Raw genomic sequence first — 20,431 nt, 5'->3', positions numbered from 1 at the left:
CCTACAACCCGCATTCGTTCACCCTTGCCAACCAAGCAGGCTTCGTGCCACACGGTCGGTTTCTTGCAGCATAGGGGCATCCGTGCCGGGAATTGGGCTGATAGTGGTAAATCCAATGAGCGTGTTGAGCGGGATGCCCGCCACATGGAATGTCTCGTCGACAGTTCCATCGCGGTGGATAACCCGCCCAGTGGACACCTCCACATCGATGGCAGCGGTGGGCGAGCCATTGCGAAGGCAAAACGGTCGGATCCGCCCCTGCGCCAACAGGTCTCGGAGCACAGGGTCGGCGGTGCGGCGGATATCCGGTGCAGGTAGACGGGCCTCAATCAGATAATCGGCGTGCACGGGTGCAACGAGGTCGCGCGAACGTAAACGAAAACTGCCGTCTAAGGACTCCGCACGGCCCGCGAACCGTACGATCCCGGCCTCCACTAATGCCAAGAGTTCGCGGCTGCGGAACGCCGGCGGGCCGGAACCGACCAACCGGGCGAAAGCCATAAAGTTCTTGAACGAACTGCGCATAGAATCCGGGGTGTAGCGGCCACCTGCACCCAACAGGGTTACGGTTTTACGGGCAGCGCCTATTTCCCGCAAGGCGGATTTCAGGGGAGAAGCCGCGCCTAGGGCGGCCTCCGCAATATCCCCGCGCAGCTCTTCCGCGACCAATTCGGTAATGCTTTCGAGCGTTCCCGGGGTGTCCCATGGGGACGCCACTCGTTCCAACACCTGCTTAAATTCCGTGGCGCTCACCGCGGGATTGTATGCGAGCCGCGCATCTTCCATGATCGCGGGCAGCACTGACGCGCCGAAATCAATGCTTGGTTGATCCCGCAACTGGCGAGCCACCCGCCGAGTATTGGCCAATGTGGCGGGCGGCGGAAGTTCGCCGCTGTAGTCCGGCTTCGGCAGGTAAGGATAACCCCGCCGCGAGGTAACAATCAGCCTGGGTTCTTCCCCGCTCGGCTGGTAGCGGAGCCTGTTGCTGCCATCCGGGTGGGGGTGGAATGATCCCCCGCGGTCCAGGGTGAGGAGCGCCATCGTGTCAAAGAAACCCATACCCAACCCGCGCACCAGCACGTCCGCCCCGGCGGGAATGCCGGAATAATCCTGGGCCACCGGATTATCCGGGGCTACGCGGCGCGGCGCCGGGGTGTCTTCAGTGCGCAGCCAACCTCCCGCGTAGACGATGCGGGAGGCGGTGATGCTGCGCCCGCTGGCGAGCTGAAGCGTCGTGCCGTCGATACCTACCACTCGGTCCGTATGTTCAAAGACGGTCACGTTATCGGGTAAGTGTTCGAGCACCCAGGTGTAGACCCAATGTAAATACTCGCCATACACGGCGCGTGGCGGGTGGGAAGCGGCGGGCCAAGCGCCGCCCGCCCACTCAAACAACGTGGGGCCTTCGCGCACCGGCAGGCGCACCGAGGCGCCCGGCTCGGTAAACAGCGTCACCTCCCCGGCCAAGGTGTTCATGCATAGAATGCGTGTTTGGTCCGTGCGCCAGATTTCGCCGGCACCTGGCTGCACGGCGTCGATAACGTGGATGCGTAGTGGCGTGGCGGGCGTGGCAGCGGTTAGCCGCTCCAAGATGGAGATCCCGCGCGGGCCGCCCCCGATAATGGCGATTTCCATGCGATTATTCCGCGTTCACGAGCATATTGGCCACGCGTTCCATGTGGTCCCACAGGGCGGCACGGTGCGCGTCGTCGAGCGTGTCACTGTCGATGGTCTCTACCGCGTTGCGCATGAGTAGCAGCCAGCGGTCGCGGGCCGCGGCGTCGATAGTAAACGGGAAGTGGCGCATGCGCAGTCGGGGGTGCCCGCGTTCGGCTTGGTAGGTTTGCGGCCCGCCCCAGTACTGGGCGAGAAACATGCGGAGCCGGTCCTCGGCGCCCTGCCAATCGTCCGCGGGATACATTGGTCCCAAGATGTCATCAGTGCGTACCTGCTGGTAGAAGTGGTGGACGATATCCCGAAACGTAGCCTCGCCGCCGACTCTGTCATAGAAGGTTTCCATGGTCTCCACTCTATTCCTCCGCGATGTTCGAATCGCACTGTTGGTCCTCTGCTTGCTCGCCGTACCGTGGGCGGTGCCCGCGTCGCTCAACGCCGTGATTCCGCGCCACACCGTCGCCGCCGGGTTGGAACAAGTCAGCGTGGGCCGCGGTATCGCCACCTTCCAGGTGCCGTCCGGCTTCGAGCGTACGTTGGGAACCAACCGTGACCTTCGAATGTATGAGCGGGGCACGCAGCGGATTGCGGTGCGCATTGTGAGCGGCGTGCGCGACCCGGTAGCCGCCGCCGAACGCTACGTGACGAACCGCATGGGCAACGCGCGCATCGACGCCCCACTCTACGGCGCCCGCTACGAAGGCTACCGGTGCAGCCTCGTCGCCGACGCCGCCGGTGGGCAATGCACCGTAATCACCCACGAGGACTATCTCGTGGCAATTACCTCCACGAGCACGGACGCCACCCAACCCGCACCAATCGAGGAACTTATCCGCGAACTCCAGGTGCACACCACATGAGCGGCCTGTATCAGCCGCGCTCCGCGCTGTGGTGGGTGATGCTCATCCTCGGGGTGGTGGGCTACGCCTCTTACGCGCACATGATGATCCCCCGATATTCCACTGCGGTGCTCGCGGGCAGCGCGGTGGTATTACTCGCGCCCATCTTGTGCGGCGTGCTCATCAGCCACAGCACCAGCCTACGGCCGCTGCCGCTGCACATCGCCGGGTTTTCCTTTGTGGTCGGGGCCTGCGCCGCCACATGGGTGGCCATGCAAGGCAATCGCGCCTTCGAATTCCTCTACTTTGTCATCCCCAACCACGCGGAGGATTGGCAGCCCGCCATCGCCGGGCCGTTTACTGAAGAATGGGCGAAAACCGTGCTCATCTTCGCCATCGTGCTGCTGTGCGGCCTACGCCACCCGATCGAAGGTTTCGCCATCGGGGCCTGGGTGGGCTTGGGCTTTCAAACCGCCGAGAATATCGTCTACGTTGCGCGCGGCGCCGTGGAAGACCCGAACAGTGACGTGGAGGGCGCCCTGCTCACCGCCGTGATCCGGTTGATCACCGCGCTGGCCTCGCATTGGGCATTTTCCGCCTTCGCCGGGGTGGGCGTGATGCTGCTGTTGGACCGCCGCTGGTGGGCCGGCGCCGGGTTGGTTCTCTGCGCGTACGGCTGCCACTTTTTCTGGAATAGCCCCCTCAACCTGGGCAGCGGGCTCGCGGCAATCCTCTGCAAAATGCTCATTATCGACGCCGCGTTGCTCCTCCTAGTCAAACAGCTCACCGCCGCAGCCACCCGCGGCACATACGCGCGGGCGCGTCGCGGTTAGCCGAGGCTAGCCGAGGGATTTCACCCAGGCGACAAACTTGTCGGGGTCAAGGTTCGCCCCGTGGCCCGCGTCCCAATAAAAGGCGGTGTCTACAGAATCGCCAATGCGTTGCAGGAGGGAATCCAGGTTGCTTACGACGCTGTAGCTCGTGTCCGTGTCCTTGGTGCCCACCCGCAGGAACCAATGCTTGGCGCGCTGCTTGTGTTCATCTAACAGGAAAGCCATGGGGTTCATCTGCTCGACGGCTTGTTGGACGTCCTCGGCAACCGCGCCGGATTGGCCTTGTTCGGTAAAGTGCCGGGCGTTTTCGGTGGTGCTGCCGAACAGGATGTTCTCGCCGCTGCTCAAATCGGGCTTGTCAAACGCCGGGCTGGTTTTCTTGCGATCCACCGAGGCGATGAATTCATCCCAGCTGAAATCTTTCGCCACCCACGGCTGCTCCGCCTCGTAGGCGGCACGTTCCTCAGGGGATGATCCCTCGAGGTGTCGTTTCGCAGCCGGGCGGATGTGCTCCTTCAAGATGTGGTTGGCCAGGTTGTCGGCGGTGAGTTCCTTGCCGTCGGAGTTTTTCAGCTTGAGGTCCTGCATCCGGGCGTCGAATTGTTTCGCTAGGGCCTTGGCTTCGTCGCTGGTTTCTTGGAAACACCACGCGTAGGCGGCGTCCGCGTACTCCAAATCGGTGATGGGGCAGTAGCCCGCGGCCGCGTAGATCGCATCCGAGGCATCCGCCGCGCCGATGGCCTTAAGCTCCGTTGCGTAAAGGTCACTATCACCGGAGGCGCCCAACAACACCGACAGGGCGCCGCCCGCGGAACTACCACTGGAAACGATGCGTTCCGTGTTACCAGGGATGGCGTCGGCGTTGGCTTTCAAATAGCGCACCGCGGCCTTAAGATCCACGATCGCGGCGGGGGCCTTGCCAAAGTAGGTGCCGTCCTCGGCTTGGTTATCGCGGCCCCGGGCCCCGGGGACCACCACAGTCAACCCGCCAGCGAGCGCTTGGTCGCCGTTGTCTACTCGACGCCCGCCCGCTACCTGATCGCCGGACCCTGACGCGACACCATCGCCGGGGGATTCGCCGCCGCCGGGAGGCCCGCTCGGGTTTCCGGTCGGTGGGACGCCCGTGGCGTCGATGGGGCCGCCCGGGCCGCCCTGCTTATTCGGCGACGAAGACAGATAGCCACCAATATTTAAGGCCAGCACGATCGGCAACGAGGTGGAGTCGACGCGCTCGCCGTTGATTTCGGTGGGTTGCTTGATCACCAGCGATTGGTAGTCCGTATCCACTGGATTGGATACGTAGACTATGTTCGACCATTCCCGGTAGGTGATGTTCGCGTCGCCGATCGTGGTGGTCTTTTCCACGAAGCCTTTGGAATCGAACGCCAATTTGGACGCGTCCTCGGTGGAAGAGTCGGCGGGGCTGGAGGTGGTTGTCGCGTTGTTTGTGCATGCGCTGAGCGCCGCCGACAATGCGACGAGTTTTAAAAAGCCACGGCGTTTCATAGTGCAAAGCCTAGGCCGACAAGCTAAAAATCAGCTGGCCCAAAGTTGATAATGCACCCAATTTTAAGGTTGTGCACTTAATAGATCGGTGTTGGTGGTCTCAGTTCCCTGGGCGCCCGTGGTGGGCTTTCCGTGCGCATCGACCGTGCATGACGGAGCCTAGCTGCACCAATCGCATGGTGCGTTCCGTGGCGTCCGTGAGGAGCGTGCCGCCGTGTTTGACAGCTTGTTCGATATCCATGGGGATGTGCAGGATGGAAGCGATTGCGTCGATACCCACATCGTGGACTGCTGGGGCGCCCTTGCCAAGCGAACCCGCCAACGCGATGACGGGCACGCCGGTCACTTGCGCGCGGCGGGCAATCTCAGCCGGAACTTTTCCGCGCGGCGTTTGGAAGTCGATGGCGCCTTCCGCAGTAAGCACAAGATCCGCCTGCGCCATTAAATCGTCCAAGCTTTCGGCCGATTCCGTAGGGGCAAGCCCAAGCAGCACATCGAAGCGGTTTTCCAGCGTGGCGCCGATGGCCGCGAGACCGGCACCCAATCCGCCGGACGCGCCGGTGCCGGGGCCGGAGTGCACATCAAGAGTAGGGGATAGGTGTTCGGTGAGGAGGCTGGCGAAGTTGCTGAGCGCGGCGTCGAGAAGCGCAACCTGCTCTGGGGTCGCGCCCTTTTGCGGGCCAAACACGGCCGCCACCCCGCGCGGGCCGGTCAACACGTTGTGCACGTTACAGGCGAGCTGGACGCGGGCTTCGTGCCAGCGGGGATGGAGGTTGGAGGCGTCGATGGCGGCGGCATCGAGAAGCGCGGAACCGCCGCGTGGCACATCATTGCCGTGGGAATCCAAAATGCGCACACCCAGCGCCCGCAGTGCGCCGGCACCACCATCACAGGTGCCGGAATCTCCGCAACCCACAATAATGCGCCGCATGCCGTGGTCAAGGGCATCCGCAATCAGCTGGCCGACGCCAAACGTGCAGGTAGCGCCTGGGTCACGTTGGTCTCGCGGCACGAGACGCAAGCCCGCGGCAGAGGCCATTTCCACAATCGCCGTACCGTTGGGCAACTCCAGCCACGTAGCGTCGACAGGGTCCCCGACGGGCCCAGCAACCGTGCATGTGTGCGGCACCGCGCCTGGGCGGGTGGTGAAAATCTCTACCGTTCCCTCCCCTCCGTCCGGTACCGGGAAGCAATCCACGTGCACGCCTGGAAACACGCGCCGAACCCCTGCGGCAATAGCATCAGCAACTTCAATTGCAGACAAACTTTCCTTGAATCCGGAAGGGGCAACCAAAATACGAGCGGGCATATAAACGGTCATCGAGTGCAATATTCCTCACATCAACTACAACAAACAATGCGGTCGCGCGCGCAGGCAAATACCCACCGCGCGGACGCAATTTACTGGAACACCGGAAGTCCCAACAACGGCCAGATTCCAAACGCGAACACGATGCAAAGCACAAGGTGGAGAGGCAGCAAAAATACCGCGAGGCGCAACAATTGCGACTCATTAAAGACGGCGGTATTGGTCTCCGCGCCGAGGGTTTTAAACATGGCTAACGGCTTTGCCGACGCAGGCAGCGTGTGGCAAAAACCCGCCGCCGCAGTGGACACAAACGCCGCCGCCAGGGGATTGACACCCACGCTCGGGGCGAGCAACACCACCAATGGAATCAACACCGCGGAGCGCGCGGACCGCGACTGCACCACCAAATGCGCAAACGTGGACAGCACAATCACCATGACCACAAACACAATCCCGGCGAACACATTGTGTGACGGCGTGCTCAGCAAACTTCGCGCCAATACCTCCGCCGCGCCGGTGTTTGTCAGCGCCCGGCTCATCGCCAAGGTAGACGCCATAAACAGCAGCAGCGACCACGGGATCTTCTTGATGGAATCCGCGAGGGTAACGGAGCCGAAACACGGGCAGGTGATCAGCAGTCCGCCGATCAACGCCACCAGGGCGGGCGGTAAGCCGTGCAGGTTTTCCGTGCTCCACAGCACCACGGAGATCATCAAGATCAGCAAGGTGCGGATCTCCCAGGACGACAACGCGCGGGAACTTTCCGTAAACGAATCCGCGTTAATGTCGATCTCTGAGCTGCGCTGCTCCTTGGTGCTGGTGACAAACAAAATGATCTCCGCCGCGCCGTGCGAAGACACCAACGCCAGCGGCAGGCCAAACAGCAACCATTGGGTAAAGCTAAACGCCTCGAGCCCGTTGGCGGACAAAATCTGATTGGTAATCAGATGCGCGCCAGCGCCAATCAGGGAGCCCACCGCAGAAAACAAAATAGTGACGGGGAAGACGAGGCTGAGGCTCTGGGTGAGCCAACGGTCCCGTTCACCAAGGGCGTGCGAAAGCGCCAGAAACACCGGGATCACCAATGCGGCGCGCCCCGACGTGGCGGGTACGGCGTACACCGTGCACACGATGGTCAGGGTGACAAGGTGCACCAAGACGCGCGGGGAGGTCACCCCGCGGGTAATGCCAAGCGCGCCGCGCTCCGCCAGCCCCGAGGCGGACACCGCGGAGGCGATGATGAAAGCGCCGATGAGTAGCCACAAGGTGTCGTCGCCCAGTGCTGCATACAGCTCCGGCACGGGGATCGCGCCGGCTACGGTGAGGATGGTGGCCGCGCTGAGTGCAATGTAGGTGTCGTCGATCTTGGTGAATACCCAAAACCAAATCGCCGCCGCAAACACGGCCAGGGTGAATTTGCCATCCGAACTTAACGAGGCTGGCATGCGGCTCAACAGCAGCAACATCACCAGCATTCCGACGATCGGGGGCGCGATTCTGCGCCACGGAGGCATGGTGAACTCCGTTTTGGGGCGTTCATTGTGCTGCGGGCTTGGGGGTTTGGTGGACCACCGAGCGGGTTGCGTCGTCTCGCCCTCTTCGGGCAGCTCAACGGCTTTGATGGGAACGGTTGTCGTGCATTCGTCACGCATTGGTTTCACCTCAGCCGATACCCCGTTCCGCGAACAGTTTCCACACGCTTCGCGCCGATTTTCTTGCGTAAGGTACGCACGTACACGTCAACGACGTTTGAGCCAGGGTCGAAATCCATGCCCCACACCTTGCTCAATAGTTGGGCGCGGGACAGTACCTGGTCAGGGTGACGCAAAAACGTTTCCAGCAGGCTGGCTTCCCGCCGCGTCAAATCATGCGTTTTACCTGCCACATGCACACGCTGGGTGCGCAAATCCAACGATAAGTTTCCCCGGGACAAGATATTGGTGTCGCTATCGCGGGTGCTGCGGTCCGTCAACCGCAGCTTCACCCGCGCCAGCAACTCCGCAAATTGGAACGGCTTGGGCATGTAATCATCCGCCCCGCCCTCGAGGGTGCGCACGCGATCCTCAATCTTGGTGCGGGCGGTGAGCACAATGACCGGCAGATTGTTTTTCGCCTTGCGTAGCTGGCTGAGCACCTCGCCGCCGTCTACCTCCGGTAGGCCAAGGTCCAAAATGAGCAGATCGTACGCGCCGGAATTGGCAAGCGAGTACGCCTCATCACCACTTTCGGTAATGGTGCAAGCAAACCCCGCGGCGGTTAAACCGCGGTGAATGAAGTCGGCGATGCCATGATCATCCTCTGCGATTAAGATGCGGCTCATTCAGAGTCCTCCAAAATATCTGCTTCCAGGTCAATAATTTCCGGGGCTGGGAGATCCAAACCAAACGTCGACCCTACATTGATCGTGGATTCGACCCACGCGCAGCCATTGTGGGCATCCGCGATGGCGCGGACAATGGACAAGCCCAAGCCCGCGCCGTGCTTATTGCGCGTGCGGGTGTCCCTGCTACCGCCATCAGCGCGCGTGAACCGGTCGAACAGTGTAGGAAGTTTATCCTCCGGAATGCCAGGGCCATGGTCCTTCACCCAGAGGCGAAGCAGCCGGTCCGGGCCGGTGTTCAAAAACGCGCTACCCAGCTCAATTTGATCACCAGGCATGGTGTGGCTTACCGCGTTGTTGTACAGCTCCAACATTGCCTGCGTAACGCGCTGCTCGTCAAGGATGACCTGCCCTTCCGCGACCCCCGTGATCACAACATCGCGGATGGCCATGACCAAGGCCTTTTCCTCAATATCGATGAGCAGCTCCGCCGCATCCACCCGGGCGGTGGTAATGAAATCGGCGGAGTTGGCAATGGCCAGGGTCAGCAGGTCCGTGACGATGCGCGTCATGCGGTCCAGCTCAGTAATCGCCAACGCCACCGACCGATCGCGCTGGTCTTCCGTGGCCACCTCCAACAACTCCAGCTGCCCCCGGATTACCGTAATCGGGGTGCGGAGCTCGTGGCCCGCGTCGTCGACAAACTGCCGTTGCACCTGGTACGCGTCCTCCAGACGGTCCAGCATATCGTTAAACGTCAACGCCAACTGGGCAATCTCGTCGCTGCCCGCCACCGGCACGCGGCGGGTCAGATCCGTATCCGTAATGCCGGACGCCACCTTGCGCAGGTTTCGAATCGGCACCAAGATCTGGCCCGCCACCAACCACGCGATCAAGACCGTCATCGCCAAACCGCCGGCGCCGACGCTCGCGATCACCGCGGTCTGCTCGGTGACCTGGCGCTGCGACTCGTCCGTAAACACCATGACCGCGAAGGAACCAGATTCCCTATTGTTGGCCACCACGTCCACGCGGCCCCAGTGAATCGTTCCCAGCTCCGAATCGTGCAACACGCCGGAAACTTCCTGGGAATCCATAATCTGCCCAACAACTTTGCCGAGTTTGTCCTTGTCTTTCGGAATGTAGCTTTCCGTTAACGCAGACAAGTCCACCTGCAACAAAGCGTCGTTTGCGCGGCCCACTAATAATTCATCCGGAGCAACCATCTGGCGCGCCAAATACAACTCAATGAGCTCGCGGGTATCTGTAATCGGTTTCGAGGTTTTCGGGTTTGTGCCTTGCTCTACGAAGGCTCTAAATTCGTTAATTTCTAGTTCGACTGACGAGTTTGCTTCCGCTACGACCTGCGAACGCAATATGGTTCGCGTAGTCAGCGTCACCGCGAGGAGCGCCAACAATACCGTCGCAACAATCCACAGGACGATTCGCCAACGAACTGAAGTGCCAATCCAATTCAAAATCAATCATCCTCAAAGTCAAAGTCGTCATCGTCAAGAACCACCGGGGGAACAAACGGTGGGATATGGATGGGGATTTCGATTTGAGGGAGGGGAGGCAACGGAGGGGGAGCCGCCGGTGGGGGCGCCGGCTGATGCGGCACCTGCGGCGGCGGGTTGTTCTGGATCGGTTCCGGCACTGGGTCAGGTTGCGGTTCCGGTGCCGGCTCCGAAGTTTGGGTTTCCTCCGTTTTTTCAGTGACAGTCGTGGTGACCTTAAACGTGACGGGTTTTGGATCAATCTTGGGCTCGGCTGTGCCACCCGCAAGCGCCGTGCCACCCACTGCGAGCACCACGAGACCTCCGAGTGCTCCAACCAGAGGCACAAAGCGTCCAAGATTTTTCATACATTTCAGTATGAAACGCGAAAGTGAAGCTCGGGTGAGATTTAGATGAAATGCTCTTCATCTTCGCTACCCCCGACCAACCCTTCGCGCTTATGTTGTGTCATGTTTTTCTAAGCATTGCGGGCGTCGTACCTGCGGTTTCTCAGCGCGCGTTCGACTCTAGAACGCTCTTCCGAAATTATTCGCACTAGCCCCGCTGGGTGCGTAGCAGATGTGAGGAACGCGTCCGCGCGGGCGATTCCGGCCTCCGAAACATCCCAAGAAGGATAGAGCCCAACCAGAGTTTTCAGCGCGATTTCATGCGAACCTCCAGCCCAAATGCTTGGGGCTAACTCAAAGAAACGCTGATTGAATTGCGCGAGGTTTTCCTCCGCACCGACCCATGTGAATCCCTCTAGCTGATGGCGCAATTGGAGGTTGCTGAGCTCGCCCGAGGTCAATGACACAAAGGTTTTCAGTTTCGCTTCGGCGGTATTCACCGTTGCTTGGGCGCGCTCAGCAAACAATTGGCTTGTGGACGAGTTATCGCGGGCTAACTCTTCCGAAATGATGGACGTGACATCGTTCACGTTTCCGTGGGCGATGCGGGCCGTTAACGCCAACCACCGCAGATCTCGGTCAACGGTAAGCCCCGCAAGATCCAGGGACTCAAAGAACTCCAGCGCCTCGGGGTGCAGGCGCACCCGACCAAGGGCCTTGACATACGCCAGCTGTGCGTCCGAGCCGGGTTGGGCGGTGCGCGCGGCGTCGAGAAGGAAGCGGGAGAGCCGCTCGTGGCCCTCTGCTTCGGCCCAGGCTGGGTCGGCGTAGTGTTGTACCGCCACACACGCTTGGTTGAGCACCCGCTCGAGGACGGAGATTTCGGTTTCGGCGTGCGCCCCGCGAATCACCAGCTCGAGGAAATCGCGGGCGCGCATTTGTGCGTTGCGGGTCATTTCCCACGCCGCCGACCAGCACAAGGTGCGCGGCATGGGGTCGGTAATCGCATCGATGTGCGCGCGCACGAATCGCAATGAGTCCGCGTCCAAGCCCAGCGTGCAATAGGTGAGGTCGTCGTCGTTGACGAGCACTAGGTCCGCCGCCGGGGCTTCCAATAGTTCTGGAACGTCCGTGCGGTTGCCGGAGATGTCGAGTTCCACGCGGTGGGTTCGGTGCACGCGGCCGTCGATCAGCGAATACAGGCCGACGGCGATACGGTGATCACGTGGATCGCCTTCCTGCACCACGGAAAACGACGTGTAACAGCCGTTTTGTACCGTAAATTGCGGGCGTAGCGTGGTGATGCCCGTCGTGGTAAGCCACTGGTTCGCCCACCCCGACAAATCGCGTTTCGACGCCGCGGCCAACGCCCCCAAGAGCTGCTCAAACGTCGCGTTACCGAACGCGTGGTCGGCAAAGTACTGGCGCACGCCCGCGAGGAACGCATCGCGGCCAACATAAGCCTGCAATTGCTTTAGCAGCGACGCGCCCTTCGCATAGGTAATGCCATCGAAGTTTTGTTCGGCCGTCTCCACGTCTGGGGCGTCCGCGTACACGGGGTGCGTGGACGGCAACTGGTCCTGCTGGTACGCCCACGACTTCTCCACATTGGCAAAGGTCACCCATGCGTTGCGGTACTCCGTTGCCTCCGATTGGCTCGCCGCGGCGGCCCACGTGGCAAAAGATTCGTTGAGCCACAGGTCGTCCCACCACTGCATGGTGACAAGATCCCCGAACCACATGTGCGCCAGTTCGTGCAGCACAGTGTTGGCGCGGCGCTCGTACATATTGCCCGTCACCTTGGAGGCGAACACGTACTCGTCGCGGAGGGTAACGCAACCAGCATTTTCCATCGCGCCGATATTGTATTCCGGGCAGAAAATCTGATCGTACTTGTCAAAGGGGTACGCCACGCCGAAATGCTCGTGATACCAGTCGAACGCTTGCTTCGTCTCGGTAAAGAGTCGGGAGGCGTCCAAGTGTTCGGCCAGCGATTGGCGGCAATACAACCCCAGCGGGACCTCCAGCTCCTCCGGTTGCCCCGCCGGAGTCTCTGGATGGTGTGTGAGCCGACCCCGCCAGGTATCAGTTACCTCGTGGTAAGGCCCAGCGCACACCGCCACCAGGTAGGTGGACAGCGGATATTCGATCGCCGAGGTGTGCACTAGTGCGTCCGCCCGCGTGTGGGTTGCCACCCGGCCGTTGCTGATTACCCGCCAGCCCAGCGGTGTGATGACCTGCAGGCTGTAGGTGGCCTTCATGTCCGGCTGATCAAAGCAGGCAAATACTTGTTTGGCAAAGGCGGTTTCGAACTGAGTGTAAAGATAGGTCTGGTTATCCGCCGGGTCGACGAAACGATGCAAACCCTCCCCGGTGTGCGTGTACTCGCAGCGCGCCGTGATCCGCAGCTGGTGTTCCCCTTCCGTCAATTCCAGCTCAAGGCCGGCTTCCGGGGAGTAGGTTGTGGGGGTGATGTCGCGGCCGTCGAGAAGCGCTTCCTCGATGCGCTGCGCGCGTAGGTCAATAAACGTGGTGCCGGCGGCGGAACGAAACCGAACCGTGGTGATCGAGGAGAACGTAGATTCGCCTTGGGTGAGGTCGAGTGAAATATCGTAATGTTCAACATCGACGAGCTCGGCGCGGGCACGAGCTTCCGCGCGCGTGAGATTCAAAGAGGTCATGAGCCTAAGCGTAGTAACCCTGAATTGTGGCCGAGAATTGTCCTACAGCCCTCCCGCTGCGCGCCGCCGCTAGCTACGATGGGGGAATGAACCCGAGTTCACGCGAAAAGCGCCGTATCCGCGCTGGACAACGCACATCAGCGTCTTGTGCCGCAGCGCGAATCCGGGCGTGGGGTGTGGAGGATTCATGTGGCGAGGCACCAACACGGGCTAAGCGCAACCAAGAAATAGTACAAACAATCGAACAGCTCCGAGCATGGAAGTACGGTGAGAAATATGACCAAACACGTCACATTCTGGTTTGACGCAATCTGCCCCTATTGCTGGATCACCTCCCGCTGGATGAAAGAAGTAGAACAGGTACGCGACGTGAAGGTGGAGTGGCGGCCGATGAGCCTTGCCGTGCTCAACCATGGCCGCGACCTGCCCGGCGACTATCAGCGCCTGATGGAAGCAGCATGGGCGCCCGCGCGCGTCGTCGCAGCCGTTGCAGTCCACGACGGCATCGACGCCCTCGACGCGTTCTACACCGAGCTAGGCACCCGCATCCACAACAATGGCGCCGGGCCTAAGTACAGCAAAACCGGTTACCAGGACACGCTCATCGCCGCCCTTGAAAGCTGCGGGCTGCCACCTGAGCGTTTCGACGCCGCGTACACCACCACCCTCGACGGACAACTCCGCTCCTTCCATAATGAAGCAATGAAGGCAGTGGGCGACCAGGTAGGCACTCCCGTGATCAAAGTGGAAGACGTCGCGTTCTTCGGACCGGTGCTTACTCGCATTCCGCGCGGCGAAGAGGCGGGCAAACTCTACGACGCCACCGTACAACTCGCCGCGTATCCGCACTTCTTCGAAATCAAACGCAGCAGGAACGAAGAGCCCAAGTTCGACTAGCTAGGGTTAGCGGGGCGGATCGGGGGTCGGGGGGTCATGCGGGGGCCAGGGGTCTTGTGTGTGTGGGCTAGCGGTTTTTCGGGGCTGCCGTGGCATGGGGATGGTGCGGTGCGCGCACGGCGAGAAATTCGAGGTGTTTCTCAGTGGTTTCGATCGGTGTTGTCGCCCGCCGCGTTATCAAGACCCCTACAATGGGGGCGCTAAGTGAGGGGGAGCCTCGGCCGTGTGGGGACGCAAGCGGCGGGCGAGTGGTGGGTGAGGTGGTCGCGGGAGGTTGCCTGGGGCGGGCGTGGATCGCAACTTCCTCGACTACCCACATTTGGGGGTTGGTTAAGGTCACCCGGTGGGCCTTGGATGCAAAGTACCGGGGGCGGGGCGAAGTGTGAGCATATTTTTAAAATTTGGGTTTGCTGAAAAAGTCATACATCGCACGAATCTACGAACACAATAGCGAATTTCTGTATCGTTTCCGGTGTCGCATATGTGCGTGAACTTCGGGCGCGTTATCGTAATGCAAAACAATCGCGTTTCCTGCAAAAATTTGCCAAGTGGGCGCGTGTAATTGATGCGCGCGGTGAAAGAAAATGGCTTGAATGGTGTGGTTCGAACGATTGCATTGTTCCAATTCTTGCGTGCGCCAGAGCTACGCAAATGCACTATAAATCGTGCTTGATATCGTTGTGCTGCATTGCACTTTGTGGGCAATCCTTATCGTTTTCGCACGTCGGAACGCATATCTTGAGTAAGGCAAAGAACAAGTAACTATTTGCTGAATCGTCGTTATATCGCGGGGTCTGGTGTCGCAAATGTTGCGTGAAGTAGATGCGGATGTGATCTGTTCGTGCTTTTTCTCCAGAAGCTTCCTTAACGCAAAAGTATTGCCCGCAGACCCGGCGGGAGGTGCCGTCTGGGGCGGAAAAAGTGCAGGTCAACGCCGGTGAAGCTGAAAGTGGTCCCCGAAGATTTCTAGTTGGCTGTGCGAAATTATTGCCATTCAGAATAAGAAAAATGAAAATAACATGAAGGCGCAAAGCGTAACAATATGAAATATCTTACAGTGCGCGGCGAATTTTGAGCTAGCGCAAAAAATATGCGAAGCGTACGGTCGATTGTGTCGAAAGAAAGGAGGCGAAAATGAACACCGAATTAGCACCGGCTGAGGTGGTCAATGGTTCAAAGTGCTCCGCATGTTCCGCTGGCGCACTCTGTGCAATCACTGGTCCGATTCCGGACTTTGAGTTCGGATTGGGGCTCGCACTGTTCCATATCCATTAGTGCGAACCCCAATCCTCCAACCCCACCGAGCGTTCGTTTCTTTTTCCAGAGTCTGAGCGCTCGGTGGTGTTAGGATCAATGATACCAAATCATTGTTCCGCGCAGTATGAAGATGCACTAGGAGATGATCATGAACTTCGTCATCAAAGCAATTTTGACCCTAATCTTCGCCGGAATCACCGCCATGTTGTTCGCACGCAACGGGGTTGGCCCCGATAGCCTGATCATGAGTGCAGGTACATTGGTGCTTGCAGTGGGCACGATCCAAGCCGCGGTGAAACGTACCGCGAGTGCGAAGAAAGCTGACTAATCTCATGGCGCCGGACATCGAGGCCCCTAGGTTGGCGGCCGAGGACATCAAAGTTTGGTACAAGCCGGACACCGTGATTGCCTCGGCGGCCAAACTGGAGATCCCAGCAGGAAAGGTCGTTGGCCTTCTCGGCGGCAACGGCGCGGGCAAGACCACGCTGATTAAAGGGCTGTCTGGGTTGCTGGCCGGCTGGGAATGCGGCAAGTTCTCGTTTGAGGCTAATCTAACTGGCCCTGATAAACGTGAGTTTAAGGCACAGCGCTACACCGTATTTGCGGAGGACCGTAGCTTCTTCAGCTGGAGCTTCCATCAATTCCTCGACTATTTGTGCGGAGTGTACCGCGTCGAGCCGGAAACAGCATTTGTTGAATCCTTGATTGAAGGATTTAACTTCGGCGCGCACCAAGACAAACAGATGCAAGACCTCTCCAGCGGCAATAATAAAAAGGCGCGGTTGATTTGCGCGTTTGTGCTGGATCGCCCGCTGTTGTTCCTTGATGAACCGGTAGATTTCCTGGATTTTGTTGGCACCGAGTTTTTGTACCACTGTATTAATGAATATTCCGCGAAGGGACATTCGCTGCTGCTAAGTTCCCACATTGCGGAGTCGTTTACGCGGTGTTGCGATTTGCTGTACGTTCTTAAAGACGGTCAACTGAGCGGCCCATTTGATGTGCCGCGGGAAGCAAAAGATGTTGTCCAGCTCCTCTCTGCGAACCCTGGATCTGCGGTGGGGTATCCACGCCGTTATCGGCGAATTTTTGAGCCGTAGTGTGATCATTACGTGCGTCGTTGTTTCGACGATGGCGTTTTTCCTCTCCGATTTGATTCCGCCGATGCGTTACGACGCCCTGTTTCTCGGCTTGAGCGTGAGCGCCGTGTTTTTCGTGCGCACGGTCCGCAACGGCTGGTTAAGCGAAGGCAGGCTGGAAAACTTATTGCTCTATCCGGTGCGCGAAAAAACCATGGTTGCGGCCTATGTGTGTGTGGCGTGCGCGGTATTCGTATTCGAAGTGCTCATCCCACTCGTGGTGATATTGCTTGCCATTGGCCAAGGTACTGCTATCCAGCTCGTGTCACTCCTAGTCTTCGTGTTGCTCATTGGCGCAACGCTTTTTCTCTCGCACGCACTTCCGGTGAAGCGTGCCGCGCTCATTGGTTTCGGCATCGCGCTATGCCTTGGTGCAGTGGCGCAATACGTGCAGCCTTGGTTAGGCATCGTCCTCGCCATAATCGTCTTGGTGTCGATGTATCAATTTCCGTGCGTGTTGCCGCGCACGCCGACCACCGGGGAGTCCCGCTTTGCGCAATTCGTGCGCACGAAATTCAACAATTATTTCCTCGTGAACACGTTGTTGGATTCCCGGGCTTGGAGTAGCTTTCTGATCATCAACATCTTCGCCGCCGTTCTGGTGTATATGATCGGCAGCGAACAGGGGCCCGTGCGTGTGTTTTGGTGTCTGGCCTGTGTGAACACGCCAGTGACCACGATTCTCAGCCGCGAGCACGATACCCGCGACCAGATTCGCCTGGTTGGTGATGAAAAGGCAACCGCATTGCGCATGGCTGCGGCGATGCTGCCGGTGTTTGTGCTGGGGATGGCGTTTCTTTATATTGTTGCGGCCTGGTTGGGCCTCGTCCAACCGCTCGACATTGCATTTGGTTTGTGTATTGCGCTGCTTGCCACCGCAATCAGCGTGTTTTTGGAAATCAGGTTCCCATTGGTGAACGTGAAAACAGAGCGCGACGTGTTCCGGCACCCCCGCAAATACGTGGCTGTGTTGGCTGCTGGCATCTGCATCGTCGCATACGAGTTCACTTTCGGGGCCATGGTGTAACAACTCGCTACCCGAGGTAACCTCATGCAACTTCTTCTCCAACCAGCCCCTGAGCTGAAAATATATTCCACCACAAACGGAAATACGGTCGCCTACAAAAAGCCCAATGACCAGGGTGCGGAAGTGTGGGACGGTTTTGATGTCAATGATTCCGCCGTCACGCTGCTGCGGCATTTGCAGCAATGTCAACAGGCATCCTCATTCGTTACCACGTTTTGCGCAGCACATCATTTGGACGAGTCGCAGGCCCGCGGCTGGATTGAACGCTTCGTGCTTGAGATGGTCGATCGGAAAGCCATCCGAGTGTGCGAATCAGACGAGACTTCGCTACCGGAAACCATTGAAATTCCGGTATTGAATTCGGCGCGGCCATCCTCCCCACGGTCGGTGATTGTGGAAATCACCAATACGTGCAACGAGGCTTGTGATCATTGCTACCTTTCCGCCGGGCCGAAGCGCAATGACCGCCTAGACGTTGAAGAATTCGAAGCATTGTGCCGAGAAATGCATGACGCACACGTGTATCGCCTTCAACTCACCGGTGGAGAGGTGTTTATGCACCCTCAGTTCGCCGAAATTTTGGATATTTCCTTACGGGAGTTTTCGGAGGTTGCGGTTTTTACAAACGGCACCATTCTCAGCGAACGCGTGCTGCGGATGCTGGTAGCGCACCGCGAACGTGTCACGGTGTCTATTTCGCTTGACTCGGCGAAAGCGGAAACGCACAACCGGTTACGCAATCACCGCCGCGCATACGAGAAAACCTGCGCGAATGTTCGGCGCCTCACGGAGGCTGGTGTGTTTGTGCGGATCAGCGCCGTGCTTTTCGACGACAACATGTGGGAGGTTGATGCCATGGCTCAACAGGCCCATGATCTTGGTGCGCGAATGTTTGTGTTTAACTTCATTGAGGGGTTTGGTCGCGGCAAAGACATGGTGGAACGGCAAACCGGCCAGGAAGGGCGCGACTACCTTGACTACTTGGCGGAAATCGTCGAAAAATACCGGGACATTATTCCGGTGGTGCAGGAAGAGCAACGCTCCGAAGCTGCGGTGCGGGCGAATTGTGGGGCCGGTTCTAATTCCGTGGTGATCAGCGCCAACGGCGATCTGCGGCCGTGCAATTTATTTCCCGAGTCGTTCTCGTATGGAAATGTTCGGGAGTCTTCCTGGGATGAGCTTGCAGGAAATTCCGTGGCATTGAAGTTGCGGGAAATTCCCGCGCCGTCTCAGCACACTGGCTGCCCGAAAGATTGCGAACATGCAACCTATTGTCGGGGTTGTTTATTGCACGCGCTCAGCGTCAACGCTACGCGGGAGCCGGAAGCGTATTGCTCGTGGGTTCGGGACAATGAAGCGGAAACCTTAGTGGCCCGCTATGCGGCTTGTTTGTGAGGGCGGGCCCAATGAATCAACATGTGGTGTTGTCTCGCACGGGGTTTTCCTATGCGCAATCGCAGCAGCTCAAGCCGCTGTTGCGGCAATGCGCGGCCGATTTTTCTGGCCCGGGATCCCGCAGCGATGCGAAGGTACGTTTCAATTTTCTTGGAAACTATTATACTGAATACTACCCAGTGGCTTTTTCGTCAGAACCCAGTTTGCTACCAGCGGTAGTTAAGCTTGTGGGCAGAGAATTGAGTTTTGTCTCGGAGGAAGAATTCTTTGCCCACTATGCGCCACCGCAGGTACGTATTGGTTCGATTGCAAAAACCAGTCTAGCCAATGTGCCGCATCGTTCTGGGGCGCTGGTGTTTGAGCCACTCGGGGATTTTTCATGCGCCCGCTTCGTTGCGTGGCGCCTGCTCACCCGGCTATTCCAGTATTCGAATCCGTACTCCCCAATGCGCGCGGTGGTCAACGCGGGACTGTGCTACGACTGCGAGGCACTGTTCGATGATGCCTCACTTTCACTGCGTCTCTCATTCGCGTTCCGCCGCTTCACGGAGCTAGACGTGTTGTTGGAATGCCTGCTTGGTGTGTTGCGCTCCAAGTCCTGGATCGAGCAATCCATTGCGGGTGCGCAGGCCGGCATGTTGCTGAACTTGCGGATGCAGCCGCTGATGTATCGCGCGGCGTCGATAATCCCGTATCGGTTGCTGAATCCGGAGTGCACGTGGGGCATGTTGATGGGTGAAATTGCGAGGGTCACGGCGGAGTCGGCGATCGAAGAGTTGTACGGGGCAGGGTTTGAGGCGGAGTTTGTATGATGACCGCTGAACTACTGCAAGAGCACGCCTTCAAGCGTGACCGATTGGGCAACGGCAACGCGGTTGACGTGGTGACCTGCCGGGCGGCGTGGCCCTTCGATTGCAAAATCGTGGTGGTGGAGCTGCGGCTGCGCCCCCAGTGTGCGGCGGCTACGCGCCCGCACTTCGCGGAGCACTACCTGTTGCGGGCAAACGAGGAATTGTTACGCACTGTGTTTTTCGCGGGCGGGAGTTGGAACGCGTTTACCACCGACCATGCCATCCAGTGCTTTTTCGTGTTGCCCGCAGGATTCGACTTCGATGCGAAAGCGTTTTTGTCCGGTAGGTGTACTGAGGAACGCTGGCGCCAAGAACGGCGTATTTTGCGCGCCGAGCTGGAGCGGTACCAAGGCATCAAAAACAGCAGTGTGCTTGGCAGCATGCGTGAGTTGCAGGCGGTGCGCTGCGCGGACATCGAGCAGATGCTGCGCTGCGGCATTCGGGATTGCCTTGTGCTGGAGGCAGACTCCGAGCTATGGAAGCCCACCTACCTGCGGCTAGCGGACATTGTGGGCGCGATGCGGCGTGATGATCCGATCGTACAGCAGCTGGGTAGCCGCTGGTACGGCGGGCATTGGAGCATGGCGGATATCGCCTTAGCGATGGGGCAGCCGATTCAATGCGCCCAGGTAGTCATGGAGTACATGCGTTATGAATCCGCGTAGCCGACTGCTGATGAGGCTGAGGTTTTTCGGGTTGGTGGTGTGCGCGATGGCGCTTTCCTTGGTGTCGGTGCGGTTGAGTTTTCCCACGCGGCATTTCGCTGAAATATCAACATTTGCATTGTGTTCGGCGGCGGTTTGCGTGGGGTTTGCTTCTTGCCTTACCGGGTTAGTCTATTGTGTGCTGTTTTGGCTCAT

19 protein-coding genes are annotated in these 20,431 nt (G+C 59.1%); 10 read left to right on the top strand and 9 right to left on the bottom strand.

The features are described 5' to 3' along the window. Nucleotides 1–18: 18 nt before the first annotated feature. Together Q4D83_RS02620 and Q4D83_RS02615 are read right to left on the bottom strand one after the other, a co-directional pair. Complete coding sequence (locus tag Q4D83_RS02620; RefSeq protein ID WP_303172705.1) at nt 19–1,635, bottom strand: FAD/NAD(P)-binding protein; 1,617 nt, start codon at nt 1,633–1,635, stop codon at nt 19–21. A gap of 4 nt (nt 1,636–1,639) precedes the next feature. Beyond that, nucleotides 1,640–2,029, bottom strand: coding sequence for a globin (locus Q4D83_RS02615; RefSeq protein WP_303172703.1), 390 nt, complete (start codon nt 2,027–2,029; stop codon nt 1,640–1,642). Here Q4D83_RS02615 and Q4D83_RS02610 point away from each other — a divergent pair. Then, the gene (locus tag Q4D83_RS02610; protein ID WP_303172701.1) at nt 2,019–2,534 is read left to right on the top strand and encodes a hypothetical protein; all 516 of its coding nucleotides are present in this window, start codon (nt 2,019–2,021) and stop codon (nt 2,532–2,534) included. The genes Q4D83_RS02615 and Q4D83_RS02610 overlap by 11 nt on opposite strands. After that, a complete protein-coding gene (locus tag Q4D83_RS02605; RefSeq protein WP_303172700.1) occupies nt 2,531–3,346 on the top strand; it encodes a PrsW family intramembrane metalloprotease in 816 nt (271 codons plus the stop codon). Before Q4D83_RS02610 ends, Q4D83_RS02605 begins: the two co-directional genes overlap by 4 nt. A 6-nt stretch (nt 3,347–3,352) precedes the next feature. Here the strand turns inward: Q4D83_RS02605 and Q4D83_RS02600 are convergent, their stop codons facing one another. The 7 genes from Q4D83_RS02600 to pepN form a co-directional block, all read right to left on the bottom strand. Then, nucleotides 3,353–4,852, bottom strand: coding sequence for a Tat pathway signal protein (locus Q4D83_RS02600; protein ID WP_303172699.1), 1,500 nt, complete (start codon nt 4,850–4,852; stop codon nt 3,353–3,355). A 100-nt stretch (nt 4,853–4,952) separates the two neighbouring features. Then, a complete protein-coding gene (locus Q4D83_RS02595; protein ID WP_303172698.1) occupies nt 4,953–6,173 on the bottom strand; it encodes a glycerate kinase in 1,221 nt (406 codons plus the stop codon). A gap of 80 nt (nt 6,174–6,253) precedes the next feature. Further along, nucleotides 6,254–7,813: an SLC13 family permease gene (locus Q4D83_RS02590; RefSeq protein WP_303172696.1), complete on the bottom strand. Its 1,560-nt coding sequence runs from the start codon at nt 7,811–7,813 to the stop codon at nt 6,254–6,256. 5 nt (nt 7,814–7,818) lie between these two features. Further along, on the bottom strand, nt 7,819–8,481 hold the full coding sequence (locus Q4D83_RS02585; RefSeq protein ID WP_303172695.1) for a response regulator transcription factor: 663 nt from the start codon (nt 8,479–8,481) through the stop codon (nt 7,819–7,821). Beyond that, on the bottom strand, nt 8,478–9,959 hold the full coding sequence (locus Q4D83_RS02580; protein WP_303172693.1) for a cell wall metabolism sensor histidine kinase WalK: 1,482 nt from the start codon (nt 9,957–9,959) through the stop codon (nt 8,478–8,480). The genes Q4D83_RS02585 and Q4D83_RS02580 overlap by 4 nt, the downstream gene beginning before the upstream one ends. 2 nt (nt 9,960–9,961) lie before the next feature. Next, on the bottom strand, nt 9,962–10,345 hold the full coding sequence (locus tag Q4D83_RS02575; protein ID WP_303172691.1) for a hypothetical protein: 384 nt from the start codon (nt 10,343–10,345) through the stop codon (nt 9,962–9,964). A 110-nt stretch (nt 10,346–10,455) separates the two neighbouring features. Then, nucleotides 10,456–13,005 carry an aminopeptidase N gene (pepN, locus tag Q4D83_RS02570; protein ID WP_303172689.1) on the bottom strand — a complete coding sequence of 850 codons (2,550 nt, stop codon included), beginning with the start codon at nt 13,003–13,005 and terminating at the stop codon, nt 10,456–10,458. 276 nt (nt 13,006–13,281) lie between these two features. On the opposite strand from pepN, the gene Q4D83_RS02565 reads away from it, so the two are divergent. From Q4D83_RS02565 to Q4D83_RS02530, 8 genes are all read left to right on the top strand, one after another. Next, complete coding sequence (locus tag Q4D83_RS02565) at nt 13,282–13,902, top strand: DsbA family protein (protein ID WP_303172686.1); 621 nt, start codon at nt 13,282–13,284, stop codon at nt 13,900–13,902. 1,134 nt (nt 13,903–15,036) lie between these two features. After that, the gene (locus Q4D83_RS02560; RefSeq protein WP_303172684.1) at nt 15,037–15,177 is read left to right on the top strand and encodes a subtilosin A family bacteriocin; all 141 of its coding nucleotides are present in this window, start codon (nt 15,037–15,039) and stop codon (nt 15,175–15,177) included. A 130-nt stretch (nt 15,178–15,307) separates the two neighbouring features. Next, nucleotides 15,308–15,487 (top strand): hypothetical protein, encoded by a 180-nt coding sequence (locus tag Q4D83_RS02555; protein WP_303172681.1) that lies wholly within the window; start codon nt 15,308–15,310, stop codon nt 15,485–15,487. A gap of 4 nt (nt 15,488–15,491) precedes the next feature. After that, nucleotides 15,492–16,259 carry an ATP-binding cassette domain-containing protein gene (locus tag Q4D83_RS02550; protein ID WP_303172678.1) on the top strand — a complete coding sequence of 256 codons (768 nt, stop codon included), beginning with the start codon at nt 15,492–15,494 and terminating at the stop codon, nt 16,257–16,259. Between the two features lies 1 nt (nt 16,260). Beyond that, entirely contained in the window at nt 16,261–17,325 is a 1,065-nt protein-coding gene (locus Q4D83_RS02545) for a hypothetical protein (RefSeq protein WP_303172676.1), read from the top strand. 24 nt (nt 17,326–17,349) lie between these two features. Beyond that, a complete protein-coding gene (locus Q4D83_RS02540; protein ID WP_303172673.1) occupies nt 17,350–18,720 on the top strand; it encodes a radical SAM protein in 1,371 nt (456 codons plus the stop codon). A 329-nt stretch (nt 18,721–19,049) separates the two neighbouring features. Next, the gene (locus Q4D83_RS02535) at nt 19,050–19,532 is read left to right on the top strand and encodes a hypothetical protein (protein ID WP_303172671.1); all 483 of its coding nucleotides are present in this window, start codon (nt 19,050–19,052) and stop codon (nt 19,530–19,532) included. Next, nucleotides 19,529–20,236, top strand: a complete 708-nt coding sequence (locus Q4D83_RS02530) for a hypothetical protein (RefSeq protein WP_303172669.1) — start codon at nt 19,529–19,531, stop codon at nt 20,234–20,236. The genes Q4D83_RS02535 and Q4D83_RS02530 overlap by 4 nt, the downstream gene beginning before the upstream one ends. Nucleotides 20,237–20,431 lie beyond the last annotated feature (195 nt).

The sequence above is a fragment of the Corynebacterium sp. genome, from assembly GCF_030532715.1.
Lineage (GTDB): Bacteria > Actinomycetota > Actinomycetes > Mycobacteriales > Mycobacteriaceae > Corynebacterium.
The sequence above is the reverse complement of the archived record's forward strand: the minus strand, read 5'-3'. Positions and strand labels throughout refer to the sequence as shown.

Coding starts and splice junctions, on each gene's coding strand:
- Q4D83_RS02620 (WP_303172705.1), bottom strand. CDS start 1,635: ATGGAAATCGCCATTATCGGGGGCGGCCCGCGCGGGATCTCCATCTTG.
- Q4D83_RS02610 (WP_303172701.1), top strand. CDS start 2,019: ATGGTCTCCACTCTATTCCTCCGCGATGTTCGAATCGCACTGTTGGTC.
- Q4D83_RS02605 (WP_303172700.1), top strand. CDS start 2,531: ATGAGCGGCCTGTATCAGCCGCGCTCCGCGCTGTGGTGGGTGATGCTC.
- Q4D83_RS02600 (WP_303172699.1), bottom strand. CDS start 4,852: ATGAAACGCCGTGGCTTTTTAAAACTCGTCGCATTGTCGGCGGCGCTC.
- Q4D83_RS02595 (WP_303172698.1), bottom strand. CDS start 6,173: ATGACCGTTTATATGCCCGCTCGTATTTTGGTTGCCCCTTCCGGATTC.
- Q4D83_RS02590 (WP_303172696.1), bottom strand. CDS start 7,813: ATGCGTGACGAATGCACGACAACCGTTCCCATCAAAGCCGTTGAGCTG.
- Q4D83_RS02585 (WP_303172695.1), bottom strand. CDS start 8,481: ATGAGCCGCATCTTAATCGCAGAGGATGATCATGGCATCGCCGACTTC.
- Q4D83_RS02575 (WP_303172691.1), bottom strand. CDS start 10,345: ATGAAAAATCTTGGACGCTTTGTGCCTCTGGTTGGAGCACTCGGAGGT.
- pepN (WP_303172689.1), bottom strand. CDS start 13,005: ATGACCTCTTTGAATCTCACGCGCGCGGAAGCTCGTGCCCGCGCCGAG.
- Q4D83_RS02565 (WP_303172686.1), top strand. CDS start 13,282: ATGACCAAACACGTCACATTCTGGTTTGACGCAATCTGCCCCTATTGC.
- Q4D83_RS02560 (WP_303172684.1), top strand. CDS start 15,037: ATGAACACCGAATTAGCACCGGCTGAGGTGGTCAATGGTTCAAAGTGC.
- Q4D83_RS02555 (WP_303172681.1), top strand. CDS start 15,308: ATGAACTTCGTCATCAAAGCAATTTTGACCCTAATCTTCGCCGGAATC.
- Q4D83_RS02550 (WP_303172678.1), top strand. CDS start 15,492: ATGGCGCCGGACATCGAGGCCCCTAGGTTGGCGGCCGAGGACATCAAA.
- Q4D83_RS02540 (WP_303172673.1), top strand. CDS start 17,350: ATGCAACTTCTTCTCCAACCAGCCCCTGAGCTGAAAATATATTCCACC.
- Q4D83_RS02530 (WP_303172669.1), top strand. CDS start 19,529: ATGATGACCGCTGAACTACTGCAAGAGCACGCCTTCAAGCGTGACCGA.